Annotated in this window: 12 protein-coding genes and 1 other RNA gene; 5 read left to right on the top strand and 8 right to left on the bottom strand. The window is 38.9% G+C overall.

What is annotated here, in order from left to right; translation table 11 throughout:
* Window positions 1-14: 14 nt before the first annotated feature.
* The 4 genes from ssrS to AR328_RS08805 all read right to left on the bottom strand — a co-directional run bounded on the left by ssrS (window position 15) and on the right by AR328_RS08805 (window position 2,634).
* Window positions 15-195, bottom strand: a non-coding RNA gene (ssrS, locus tag AR328_RS08820) — 6S RNA.
* A gap of 86 nt (window positions 196-281) precedes the next feature.
* On the bottom strand, window positions 282-839 hold the full coding sequence (gene efp, locus AR328_RS08815) for an elongation factor P (RefSeq protein WP_066293664.1): 558 nt from the start codon (window positions 837-839) through the stop codon (window positions 282-284).
* Window positions 840-898: 59 nt separating this feature from the next.
* Window positions 899-1,960 carry a M24 family metallopeptidase gene (locus AR328_RS08810; RefSeq protein ID WP_066293661.1) on the bottom strand — a complete coding sequence of 354 codons (1,062 nt, stop codon included), beginning with the start codon at window positions 1,958-1,960 and terminating at the stop codon, window positions 899-901.
* A 161-nt stretch (window positions 1,961-2,121) separates the two neighbouring features.
* Window positions 2,122-2,634 (bottom strand): YqhR family membrane protein, encoded by a 513-nt coding sequence (locus tag AR328_RS08805; RefSeq protein ID WP_066293657.1) that lies wholly within the window; start codon window positions 2,632-2,634, stop codon window positions 2,122-2,124.
* Between the two features lie 318 nt (window positions 2,635-2,952).
* Between AR328_RS08805 and AR328_RS08800 the strand changes: the two genes are divergently transcribed.
* The gene (locus AR328_RS08800; protein ID WP_066293653.1) at window positions 2,953-3,897 is read left to right on the top strand and encodes a DUF1385 domain-containing protein; all 945 of its coding nucleotides are present in this window, start codon (window positions 2,953-2,955) and stop codon (window positions 3,895-3,897) included.
* A 58-nt stretch (window positions 3,898-3,955) separates the two neighbouring features.
* Window positions 3,956-4,342: an SA1362 family protein gene (locus AR328_RS08795; protein ID WP_331457166.1), complete on the top strand. Its 387-nt coding sequence runs from the start codon at window positions 3,956-3,958 to the stop codon at window positions 4,340-4,342.
* 22 nt (window positions 4,343-4,364) lie between these two features.
* Here the strand turns inward: AR328_RS08795 and AR328_RS08790 are convergent, their stop codons facing one another.
* The 4 genes from AR328_RS08790 to AR328_RS08780 all read right to left on the bottom strand — a co-directional run bounded on the left by AR328_RS08790 (window position 4,365) and on the right by AR328_RS08780 (window position 9,279).
* Window positions 4,365-5,249, bottom strand: a complete 885-nt coding sequence (locus AR328_RS08790) for a patatin-like phospholipase family protein (RefSeq protein WP_066293641.1) — start codon at window positions 5,247-5,249, stop codon at window positions 4,365-4,367.
* Window positions 5,250-5,645: 396 nt separating this feature from the next.
* The gene (locus tag AR328_RS23290; RefSeq protein WP_269433514.1) at window positions 5,646-5,768 is read right to left on the bottom strand and encodes a hypothetical protein; all 123 of its coding nucleotides are present in this window, start codon (window positions 5,766-5,768) and stop codon (window positions 5,646-5,648) included.
* A gap of 65 nt (window positions 5,769-5,833) precedes the next feature.
* Window positions 5,834-8,392 carry a vitamin B12-dependent ribonucleotide reductase gene (locus tag AR328_RS08785; RefSeq protein ID WP_066293638.1) on the bottom strand — a complete coding sequence of 853 codons (2,559 nt, stop codon included), beginning with the start codon at window positions 8,390-8,392 and terminating at the stop codon, window positions 5,834-5,836.
* A 347-nt stretch (window positions 8,393-8,739) separates the two neighbouring features.
* The gene (locus tag AR328_RS08780; RefSeq protein ID WP_066293635.1) at window positions 8,740-9,279 is read right to left on the bottom strand and encodes a GbsR/MarR family transcriptional regulator; all 540 of its coding nucleotides are present in this window, start codon (window positions 9,277-9,279) and stop codon (window positions 8,740-8,742) included.
* 299 nt (window positions 9,280-9,578) lie between these two features.
* Here AR328_RS08780 and AR328_RS08775 point away from each other — a divergent pair, with 299 nt between their 5' ends.
* From AR328_RS08775 to AR328_RS08765, 3 genes are read left to right on the top strand one after another with little or no spacing between them, the layout of a single operon-like run.
* Entirely contained in the window at window positions 9,579-10,853 is a 1,275-nt protein-coding gene (locus tag AR328_RS08775) for a quaternary amine ABC transporter ATP-binding protein (protein WP_066293628.1), read from the top strand.
* A complete protein-coding gene (locus tag AR328_RS08770; RefSeq protein WP_066293626.1) occupies window positions 10,841-11,689 on the top strand; it encodes an ABC transporter permease in 849 nt (282 codons plus the stop codon). Before AR328_RS08775 ends, AR328_RS08770 begins: the two co-directional genes overlap by 13 nt.
* Complete coding sequence (locus AR328_RS08765; protein WP_066293622.1) at window positions 11,689-12,597, top strand: glycine betaine ABC transporter substrate-binding protein; 909 nt, start codon at window positions 11,689-11,691, stop codon at window positions 12,595-12,597. Before AR328_RS08770 ends, AR328_RS08765 begins: the two co-directional genes overlap by 1 nt.
* The last annotated feature ends 78 nt before the right edge of the window (window positions 12,598-12,675 follow it).

Genomic DNA, 12,675 nt, shown 5'->3' with positions numbered 1-12,675 from the left:
CTTAAGTATCCATATGTATAGCCGCCTTTGCCGCCGATTTATATGGAGTTTCATACCTGCTCCTCCAGGTGGGTGTCCGCAATTACTTCACAAACGTCCTCTCATTGAAGGCATGTTTTTCAAGTAATGGTGTTGAACTCCCTTAATAAATATAAAGGTTGAAACTTCATATACAAGCGAACAACGCAGCTTCTGTATACTTATAATACGTAATATGGCTGAAAACTTCAAGTGGAAACCATTTACAATGTAAGGCTTTAGTGACCTTTTCAGGTCATTAACTACGCCCTAGATACGTATGTGCCTTCATCTGTATTGATAATTAATTTATCTCCTTGGTTGATGAAGAAAGGCACTTGAACAATAAGGCCTGTTTCAAGCTTTGCGGGCTTAGAACCGCCAGAAGCTGTATCTCCTTTAATACCAGGCTCTGTCTCAATTACTTCCAACTCAACTGAATTTGGAAGCTCCACTCCTAAAGTTTCTGTATTATACATTAAAATATGAACTTCCATGTTTTCTTTAAGAAATTTCAATTCATATTCAATGGCAGATGCCGGTAATTCAATTTGATCATATGATTCATTGTCCATAAAGACATGCTGATCGCCATTAGCATATAGGTATTGCATTTTTCTATTATCAATTTGTGCTTTTGCCACTTTTTCACCTGCACGGAACGTTTTTTCCTGAACGTTTCCATTGCGAAGGTTGCGCAGTTTTGAACGTACGAAAGCTGCACCTTTTCCTGGTTTAACGTGTTGGAAATCCATAACACGCCAAATTCCGTTATCTACCTCGATCGTTAAGCCTGTACGAAAATCATTAACAGAAATCATTAAAAAATCCTCCTAATTGTGTAACATGTCTTTGCTTGCTCATTCGCCAATGGTGCGCATTATAAAATGATTAGTTCTTTTGTTGAATGAGTAAGCGATTCATTATGGTCTTTCGTAATTACCGTATCGTCTTCAATCCGAACTCCGCCAAGTCCAGGGATATAAATGCCCGGCTCAACGGTTACGACCATGCCAGGTTCTAGAATTATATCTGATTTAAAGGAAAGTGTTGGTCCTTCGTGAACTTCTAGTCCAATTCCATGACCAGTCGAGTGTCCGAAGTTTTCACCATAGCCCTTTTCAGTTATATAATCGCGTGTCAAGGCATCTGCTTCTTTCCCGCTCATTCCTGGCTTAATGCCGTTCATTCCTCGTAATTGTGCTTGTAGAACAATATCATAAATCTCTTTAAGCTTGGCGTCAGGCTCTCCAACCGCAAGAGTTCTCGTGATATCTGAAATATATCCATTATAATACGCACCAAAATCTAATGTAACGAAATCGCCTTTTTCAATTACTTTGTCGCTGGCTCGCCCATGCGGAAGTGCAGAGCGGTAGCCGGAAGCAACGATAATATCAAAAGAAGATGAAGCAGCACCAGCTTTTCTCATAAAGAACTCTAATTCATTCGACACATCAAGCTCCGTTATGCCGGCACGAATGAATTCAAGAATATGTTTATATGCAGCATCCGCTATATCAGCTGCTGCCTTTAATATCTTAATCTCCGCTTCACTCTTAATCAAGCGTAACTTTTCAATTTCGCCGGATACGGGTACTAATTCTCCTTCTACTGCTTTTTCATAAGATTTGTAAGCAGAAAAAGTTAAATGATCCTGTTCAAAACCAAGCTTTTTAATGCCTAGTTTCTTTGCTTGTTCAGCTACCTCATCAGGGATGGAGCCTGCATGTTTAACAATTTCATAGCCTTCACATTCCGCTGTTGCCTGTTCAATATAACGGAAATCAGTAATAAATTGTGCATTTTCTCCACTGATCAGAACAACACCTGCAGAACCAGTAAAGTTTGTCATATAGCGGCGATTAAACTCACTTGTAATCAGCATACCATCAATGCCTAACCGTTCTAGAACCGAACGGAGTTTCTGAAGCTTTTCCATTTTTTCTTCTCCCCCTAAGTAAGCTGACTATTGCTATTATCTAATAGTAAACGTACAGCCGAATAATTCACCAAGAACATTCTATCACAATTGAATTTATTTTAACTACCATGAAAAACCAAATTGCGCAATCATTCATCTTTCCTATAGGTCAATTACCTTTAGGATTTCGCTTCTTTTTCTCTGCTTTCTTTATATTTCACTTCGCCCTCTTCATAAGAAATCGAATATCCGACAAATACACCATATAATACATATAAACATATAGATGTAATAATCGTATTTCTCCCCAGTTCATTGAAAGGGCTTATCCCAGGAAAAATCGGATTTAGCACAAAAAAGACTAACAGAAAAAGAACAATCCCATAAAGAACACCCACCCAAATACTAGGAAGCTTTCTTAGCACGGCATAATAAATGAGTGCTGCTACAATTGAGATTGCACCGATAATCAGAAGGGAAATGACCGTTCCGAGCCAGCTGTCCTTCCAATCTCCAATTGTCCATGGATCTAATATGACCTTCGGGTGTATTTCTGTTAAGTTAATATAATGAAAAAAATAACCAATCCCGCTCCAAAATATCCCTCCAATCAATCCTGTTAATATAACCATTGTCAAGAAAGACATCGGCTTTTCACTTTCTTTAAGATCAGTTTGCTTATCTTCTGCCATCTTTTCCACCTCCATTTATATTATGTCCTTATGCGATTATTCACTTGCATATGAAAATGAATTAAGGCTTCCTGCTTGGTTATATATTTCTTCCTAAGAAAATTATATTATTTTAAAATTAAATATTTAGTCATTCCTAGAGGTTTTTTTGGATTTCTAGTAGAATAAAGATAGGTACATACAGCTTTAGATGTATTCACACTTTGAACAAGGTTTTCAAGCATACTTTATGTTTAAACTAATGAGGTGAATTTGAAATGCACCCTTGTTTATTTAGCTGTTACATTCCGAGTTCAAATTAGGTTGGTGCAATTACACATGTCAAAAAATCAAAAACCTGTATACGGAGGTCAAGCAGTTGTAGAAGGAGTTATGTTTGGCGGAAAGCATCATTATGTTACTGCTGTCCGTCGCAAAGACGACTCTATAGAATATTTCGAGCTTCCCCGTAAATCGAATACTTCCTTACAATTAATCAAAAAAATCCCATTTCTCAGAGGGATTATTGCCATAATTGAGGCAAGCGCAAATGGCTCCAAACACTTAAACTTTTCAACCGAAAGATATGATTTGGATCCGAGCGATGATGAAAAATTAAATGAACAAGAAGGCTCCAAATTAACAATGTGGCTAGGTGTCGCTGCGGTTGGTGTTCTTTCCTTTCTTTTCGGAAAGTTTATCTTTACTCTCGTTCCTGTTTTCTTAGCTGAGTTGACTAAGCCAATATTCCCCGGACATTTTGCCCAAATCCTTGTAGAAGGCTTTTTCAAACTGCTGTTGCTGCTTGCATATATATACTTTGTGTCATTAACCCCTATCATCAAAAGGGTGTTTCAATACCATGGTGCAGAGCACAAGGTAATTAACGCATTTGAAAATGGAAAAGAGCTTACAGTAGAAAATGTTCAAGCCCAATCAAGACTGCATTACCGCTGTGGAAGCAGTTTCATATTATTCACAGTGATCATAGGGGTTTTTGTCTATTTACTCGTACCAACTGAGCCATTATATGTACGGGTCCTTAACCGGCTTGCCCTTATTCCTGTAGTACTCGGCATTTCATTCGAAGTTTTGCAATTAACAAACAAAGTTAGAAATGTCCCTGTATTAAAATATTTAGGAATTCCTGGCCTATGGCTGCAGCTTCTTACAACAAAAGAACCTAAAGACGATCAAGTAGAAGTAGCTATTTTATCATTTGAAAAATTATTAGAAAAAGAAAAGGCTTCAGAAGCACAATTAAAAACAGAAGAAATCGTTTAATTTTTTAATCTTCATAAGTTTAAAAGAATGGAAAAATGCTCATCATGCTCATAGGGAGGTGGCTTTCTTGAAAAATCGGATTACACTATTCGTAATCTCTGGTCTCGTTCTCCTAGCTGTTTTAGGAATAACATCCAGCATGATTTCAAATCCTGCCGGTTTTTTGCGGAGAATAGCTGTCATTTTATTAGTTGGTGCTATCGTGTTTTACATCTTTAAACGTTTTAATAGATCTAGCCCTAAGAAACAAGAGCAGCGAGCATTTGTTCGAGCAGCAAAGAAATCAAAGAAACGATTTAACCAGCCCGATGCTGGAAAGGGCAGCAGCCGCAAGGCAAGCTCCGGTTCTTTAACTTCCATTAAACGGACTAGAAAAAAATCTTCAACACATTTAACTGTTATTGAAGGAAAAAAAGGTAAAAAGAAAGATCGAGCTTCGCTTTAACTGGCTCGATCTTTTTATTTTACTAATAACTCCATTGTGAGAAGAATTGCTTTGTACATTTTTTACCTAAATCAACAAGTTGTTGCTTTTTCTCAGAGGTTAAATGAAATTCAGTCGTTAATACTCCTTCTGTCGGGATAAAAATAATATCACTAGCATGTTTTCTAGAAATATATCGAGAGTCATGAGCCTCTTTCATTGTCTCAAACAATGCTTCAAACATTTGAATCGCATTTCGGATTTTATGCTGAGGATGTTCACTAACACTATGGCTTAATTGCACGCCTAACACTGGCCGAACTTTTTTGACATTATCTTTGTCAAATAGCCACATTGGAAAATTGCTTAATACACCGCCATCCACGATGACATTTGCGTTACGGTTAGAATATAGCTTTACTGGTTCGAAAAAATACGGAAGGCTGCAGCTCATGCGGATCGCTTTTGCTACTGAAAAGGAGCCCGGGTCAATTCCATACTTAATTAAATCATCAGGCAATACGATAAGCTGGCCATTCGTTAAATCTGATGCTATGACACGCAAGGCTTGTGGAGGGAGATCTGAAAACTTCCTAACCCCCTTGTCCGCAAGCTTTTCTGCTAACCATTTCTCAAGCTCCTCCCCTTTATATAAGCCGAGACGCCAAAAAAGCAAAATCCATTTTGTAACGGCAAGAGGTATATACGTCTTTCGTGGATCAAGAAATTTTTCCAGATTTAATTCATCAAGCATTTCGTAAACCTCTTTACTTGAATAATTAGCAGCAATTAAAGACGCTATGATAGATCCAGCGCTCGTACCTGCTAGTCTTTTAAAGCGGAAACCCCTCTTTTCGATTTCTTCATAGGCACCGATTAGCGCAAAACCTTTAATGCCTCCCCCTGAAAAAACACCATCTATATACATGGCAGCCACCCCTGTCGATGTATTAATACATTTTTAATCGAAGGCTTATGAAATTAGTACGGAGGACAAAATGTATTTTTCAAATACTAGTTATTATTGGGGGAAAAATTTGATTAGGCTTCAGACAGTTGAGGAAAACAAAATGGTTAGTCTATCGGAAATGAAGGACACCAGTAATTTATAAGCAAGAATTAAATTACGCTTCAGACAGATGAGGTAAACAAGCGGTTAGTCAATTGAAAATGAAAGGACACCAGTTCCGTTATTCAAGACAAATTGGTTCATTCCTTGTGTTTTCGGACATGGGGGCCGTTATTTTGTAAAAATCAGTGAATTTCTTGTATAAATCAGTAAATAAGGTACTCGGTGTCCGCTTAGCCCTTCATTTAAGGCTATTTACTGAAATAACGGATCTATTGTCCGATTATTTTCTTTAATTTCCACTGTTAGTTGATATAAGGACAACAAAAAAGGAGGTACTAAATCAGATGCGATTTGTACCCCCGAAGTTGATTCCATATAAGGCTTATCCCCTTTGGGATGGACCCCATTAAGATAAGTTATTATCCTCTTTTTGCATTACATTATAAACCGCACTTTAATTGGGCATTACAGTTCGTACAAGTATTACATCCACCGATTTCTTCTACATTCCCTTTACGGCATACTGGGCAAGTGTTTCCAACTTCTGAACCAATGACGTTTGTTGAACGGAGGTCATTGATAGTGTCTACAAGCACAACATGCTGCTTCGTTTTTTCTTTTTTCCCGAAGCTCGTTTCATCAAAGCTATTTTCCTCGGCTTTTAATGTTAGAACCTGTGAATCACGTGAACCGTCAACGTATACAGTTCCACCTTTTGCTCCACCGCGATACAGGCGCTCATACACTTTTTCAACCTGCTCTACGCTGTAGCCTTTAGGCGCATTTACTGTTTTACTAATAGAACTGTCAATCCAGCGTTGGATGATACATTGCACATCCGCATGTGCTTCAGGAGCTAAATCCATCGCCGCAATAAACCAATCTGGCAGATTATTTGGATCTGCTTCCGGGTTTTTATCTAAATACTCTTGAACGATATCTGCTTTTACTTCAATAAATTTACCAAGACGGCCGCTTCTGAAGTAAGAGAATGAGAAGTAAGGTTCAAGTCCAGTTGATACACCAACCATTGTTCCTGTGGATCCAGTCGGAGCAACGGTTAGCAAATGCGAATTACGAATACCATTTTCAAGGATAGCTTGTCGGATATCCTCTGGCATTTTCTGCATGAATCCAGTTTCAGTAAAGGCTTTTCGCAATCTATTTGTTTCTTCTTCAGTTTCAGCAGTTAAGAATGGGAAGCTTCCCTTTTCTTTTGCGAGTTCTACTGAAGCACGGTAAGCAGTTGTAGCAATTGTTTCAAAAACTTTATCTACTAGCTCATTGCCTTTTTCAGAACCATATTCCGTCTCACAGTAGATTAATAAGTCATGAAGACCCATTACACCAAGACCAACACGGCGCTCACCGAGAGCCTGCTTTTTATTGTCTTCTAAGAAGTATGGAGTGGCATTAATAACATTATCCTGCATTCTGACTCCTACTTCGACTGTTCTCTTTAATTTTTCAAAATTAACCGTCTTATTCTCTTTATCTGCCATTGCAGCTAAGTTTACAGCAGCTAAATTACAGACACTGTATGGTGCAAGAGGTTGCTCCCCGCATGGGTTTGTCGCTACTACCTTTTGTCCATACGCTTTCGCATTTGTCATGTCGTTAGCATTGTCGATAAAGAAAATGCCCGGCTCTGCTGAATAAGTTGCGCAAATGTTTATTAAGTTCCAAAGCTCTTTCGCCTTGATTTTGCGGTAAACTCGTACCTTGTGGCCAAGCTTTTCCCATTCGCGAACATCTCCAACCTTGTGCCACTCTTCATTGTAAATGCTCATTTCTTCTTTATCATAGCTTTCCACGTCTGGGAAGCGAAGGTCATAATCAGCATCATTCTCAACTGCATCCATGAATTCCTTTGTTAAGCATACTGAAATGTTGGCGCCTGTTAGGAATTCTGAATTATGAACAGAATAAGTACCTCCAACTTCCAGCTTATCTTCTGCATCATGAATAATTTTTTCACTGAATCCACCATAACCCGGAATGTTCTTATAATTAATTATTCCTTGATACATAGCAATCTCTTGCTCCGTGAAAGGAGTAAATTTCAGTTTTTCTTTCGCATGCTTCCTGATTGTTTCATCATTAGTTGTTTCAAGAAGGAATCGTAGAATTCTTGGATTTTGCATTTTAGAAATGATAAATTCGATAATATCAGGATGCCAGTCCGTTAGCATAATCATCTGAGCACCCCTGCGCGATCCTCCTTGCTCCACAAGATGTGTCAACTTCGCAATATCATCCAGCCAGGACACAGATCCAGATGATTTACCATTTACGCCCTTTGCAAGGGTATTACGCGGTCTTAAAGTTGAACCATTCGTTCCAACCCCGCCGCCGCGGCTCATGATTTCCATTACTTGTTTACGATGTTCGGAAATGCCTTCACGTGAGTCAGCAACAAATGGCATAACGTAACAATTAAAGTAAGTTACGTCCGTATCCGCTCCCGCTCCATAAAGAACACGGCCAGCTGGGATAAAGTTTAAGCTCGCGAGCTCTTGATAGAACTTTTCAAACCAAACTTGCCTTTTTTCTTCTGATTCTTCAACAGAAGCTAGACCAGTTGCATTCCGCTTCGCAATTTGCTCATAAAAAAGCTCTAGCGGTTTTTCAATCACATCTAGAGATCTCTTGATGATTCCTGTTTTTGCCTCTTCTGGGTCATCAAGCACCCCTCGATAATCTTCTTCCACTAGAACGGTTGCAGCTTTGTTTTCCCAATCAATATCTACAATGTAACCGAGCCCTCTGGCAGGGAATTTTGGATCTTCTTTGATGGTAAGTACGACAAAGTCCCCATTAGTTAACGTGATTTTCTCCGTATCCTTAAATGTATACCTATCAAGCATAACTAAACGGGAGACCCCTTTGTGGGTCATTTTCATATCAGAGGTGATAGGATGAACCTGAGGAAATAATCGGATGTCCTGGTTTAAACGATCAACATTTAAACTCATTTTTTGTCCTAGTGCTACAGACATTTTTACAACTCCTTCAAAATATAATATTCAATTTTTAAGACAAACTAGGATTTGGCAGATTCTAGTTGTTTTTATTAATATATTTAAGGTATCATATCAAATATCTAAAATCAATAAATAAATCTATATATAGTATTAAAAATATTTCTAACACCACTACATATTGTGTTTAATTCATGTTTATTTTTTTTTGTCAAAATCAAAAAAAACTAGAATCGGGAGAAAACAAACGATAATCCTAGTTAATAGACAGATTTAGACATAATTTAATATATTTCGCGACTTGCATTTATTCTGCATAAAACAAGGATGACTCAAAGTTAAAGAGTCACCCTCCGCATTCTCGTTTATTTCTCTTCCTCTTTAGGGATATAGTCAAAAATCTTCCCAGAATCAAAACTGTCGACTAGTCGATTTAGCCATGTATAATAGCGAAGTGCATCGTTCATTTTCTCCATATCAATTCTAGCAGCGCTGCGAATTTCCTCATCTGTTTCCTCAGAGTTAACTAAGATTTCCAGCTCTCTTAATGATTTTTTCATGGCTGACACATTCATTGATATACCTGCCCTCCACTTAATCGTAAAAAAATCAGTGAAGGTTTGATACCAATCTTCCTCCGCTTGATACAGATCCTTTCTGATTCCCTTCTTCCAAATCTTTTCTACCATCTTAAGCTCCAGCAACGTCCTGACAGAAGTACTCATACTTGTTTTGCTCATACCGAGTTCCTCTTTCATTTCATCGAGAGTCAATGGCTGATCGTGAAAATACAACATTCCATATAATCGCCCAACCGAATCGGTAACACCGTATAAGTTCATATTCATAGCAATCGTTTCAATGACACGCTCACGCGCATGCTCAAGCTGTTCTTTCCCATTCATATAAACATTCACATCCATAAATGTAAATTTATTTTTTCTGTATTAAAAAAACTTTATCTCCTGAAAATTGACTGATCATTTTATAGATTAACATGTTTTTTTTGAAAGTAAAGCTGCTATGGATTATGGAAACGGCAGTAAATGAAAGGGATTGTAAGGAAACGTTAATTACAGTACGTTCAGTTTTTACTGTACAAACTTTATGGATTAATATGAAAGAATATCGGCTTTGCCCTTTAGTTTCTAAAACCTATACAATTAAAAAGTCTTAATGCTCGGCGTGAAAATAAACGAGGTGAATGATTTTGAGTGATAAAAACGCGAAATTAAGCGTGAGAAATGTAACAAAAATATTCGGAAGGAATGGAAAAAAAGCATTACAGCTTCTTAATGAAGGAAACGGAAAAAGTGAAATTTTAAAAAAGGCAGGTGCGACAGTTGGAGTAAACAAGGCAAGTTTTCATGTGTACGCTGGAGAAATCTTTGTCATTATGGGGCTTTCAGGAAGCGGTAAATCCACATTAGTCCGTATGCTTAACCGGCTTATTGACCCATCTGTTGGTGAAGTATTGATTGACGGAAAAGATATTACGAAAATGAAAAAAGACGAGCTAAGAGAGGTTCGCCGAAAAAAAATCAGTATGGTTTTTCAAAAATTTGCGCTCCTTCCGCATCGGACTGTGCTCGAAAATACGGAGTACGGTTTAGAAATTCAAGGGGTAAATAGGGAAGAAAGAAAACAAAAAGCATTAAATGCCCTAAAACTTGTAAATCTTGAAGGATATGAAAACCAATTCCCTGATCAGTTGAGCGGGGGAATGCAGCAGCGGGTCGGGCTAGCAAGAGCACTCGCAAACGATCCGGATATTTTATTAATGGATGAAGCATTTAGCGCATTGGATCCCTTAATTCGGAAAGACATGCAAGATGAATTAACAGAGCTTCAATCAAAAATGGAAAAAACGATTGTATTTATTACCCATGATTTAGATGAGGCCCTTAGAATCGGCGACCGCATTGCGTTAATGAAGGACGGAGAGATTGTTCAAATCGGCACTCCTGAAGAAATATTAATGAATCCTTCAAACAAGTATGTTGAACGCTTTGTCGAAGATGTTGACTTGTCTAAAGTATTGACTGCAAACCATGTAATGAAAAGAGCGGAAACCGTACAAATCGACAAAGGTCCGCGAGTTGCCCTGCAAATGATGAGGGAGCTCGGCATTTCTAGTATATACGCAGTAGATAAGAAAAAATCTCTCCTTGGAGTAATTCATGCAGCAGATGCAAAATCAGCTGCGGAGCATGGTAAAACCTTGTCTAACATCCTCGATAAAAAGGTGCAGAAGGTTGCAGGAGACACTTTGTTAACAAACTTGTTTGATAAAGTATCTACGGCATCGATTCCAGTTGCTGTTGTAGATGAAAATGGCCGCCTCCAAGGCATACTTGTCCGTGGTGCAGTCATTGGCGCCCTAGCGGGAAATAATGACGTAATCAATGATTTTGAAAAAGCAAAAGAGGAAGCGGCTGTGAGTCAAACTGATAAAGGGGTGATCAAATGGAAAGCGTAATGCCAAAACTGCCGATTGCAAAATGGATGGATCAATTTGTTGATTGGCTGACCATTACCTTTGAAGTGGCTTTCGATAGTATTTCTACAGTCCTTGAAAGTGTCGTTAACGGCCTAGTTGCAGGCTTAAGTATCATTCCATTCTATCTATTTATGATTCTATTAGCATTACTAGCCTGGAAGCTATCATCAAAAGGAATGGCACTGTTTACTTTGATCGGCTTGTTCCTCATCTATAATTTAGGCTACTGGGAACCGATGCTTGAAACACTTGCTTTAGTATTAGCAGCCGTATTTCTATCCGTTCTCATCGGAGTTCCCGCTGGAATTTGGGCTTCTCAGAGTAAGCGGGTGAAAAAGATTGTTACTCCGATTTTAGATTTTATGCAAACGATGCCTGCATTCGTCTATTTAATTCCGGCTATCTTCTTCTTTAATATTGGTGTTGTTCCAGGCGTTGTAGCATCCGTGATATTCGCAATGCCGCCAACGATAAGATTAACGATACTAGGCATTCAACAAGTCCCTGCTGATATTATCGAAGCGACTGAAAGCTTCGGTTCCACAACAAGTCAGCGTCTCATGAAAGTTCAGCTCCCGCTAGCCATGCCTACGATTATGGCGGGAATTAACCAAAGCATCATGCTTGCGTTATCAATGGTTGTCATCGCATCAATGGTAGGTGCACCAGGTCTAGGTGCTGATGTTTATCGTGCAGTTACACAGATTCAGATAGGTAAAGGTTTTGAGGCTGGTCTTGCGATCGTGGTTATCGCCATTATTCTTGACCGGATGACCCAAAATATAGGATTGAAAAAACAAGGGGGAAATATGTAATGAAGAAAAAATGGATGTCTGCGCTAATGATTCCTGTCCTCGCTCTAGGACTTGCTGCTTGCAGCTCAGACGAGGCTAGCAGTAACGAAAATACAAAAAAAGGAGCTTCTGATCAATCTGTTGGGGAAAGTGTTGATTACAAGATCATCGGGATTGATCCTGGTGCCGGAATCATGAAAGCAACAGAAGCGGCTGTTAAGGAATATGAGCTAAATGATTGGAATGTCGTTGAAGGTTCAGGTGCCGCCATGACTGCAGCATTAAAAAAAGCCTATGCCAAGGAAGATCCCATCATTATTACTGGCTGGACTCCACATTGGAAATTCTCTAAATTTGATTTGAAATATTTAGAGGATCCTAAAGGTGTATACGGCGGCGAAGAGAATATTCATACAATTGCACGTTTAGGGCTTGCTGATGATCACCCATCAGCCTATAAGTTTCTTGATCGGTTCAACTGGACTTCAGATGAAATGGGAGATGTCATGGTTAAAGTGACAGATGGCGAAGATCCCGAAAAGGCTGCAAACGCTTGGGTTGAAGCAAATACTGACAAAGTGAGCGAATGGACTGCAGGCGTAGAAAAGGTAGATGGTGATAAAATTACCCTTGGCTATGTAGCATGGGACAGTGAAATTGCCAGTACAAACGTAATTGCAACTGTGTTAACAGACCTTGGATATGATGTCACACTGCGTCAGGTTGAAGCGGGGCCTCTATGGGCAGGTGTTGCTGACGGAAGCGTTGACGCAAGTGTCGCTGCATGGCTGCCTGCCACACATGCTGATTACTATGAAAAATTCGAAGGTAAATTTGAAGATTTAGGTCCCAATATGGAAGGAACAAAAATTGGTTTAGTCGTTCCTGCTTATATGGACATCGATTCAATTGAAGATTTGAAAAAATAATCGTATGAAAAGACAATGCCGCCTTGGCATTGTCTTTTTTAACCATCCTTAACACTTCACGTTCCCGCTCTTTGAACG

The sequence above is a fragment of the Bacillus sp. FJAT-29937 genome, from assembly GCF_001509555.1.
In the GTDB taxonomy this organism is placed as follows: domain Bacteria; phylum Bacillota; class Bacilli; order Bacillales; family Cytobacillaceae; genus Cytobacillus.
Note: the sequence above shows the minus strand (reverse complement) of the source record. Positions and strands in the feature narration are given on the sequence as shown.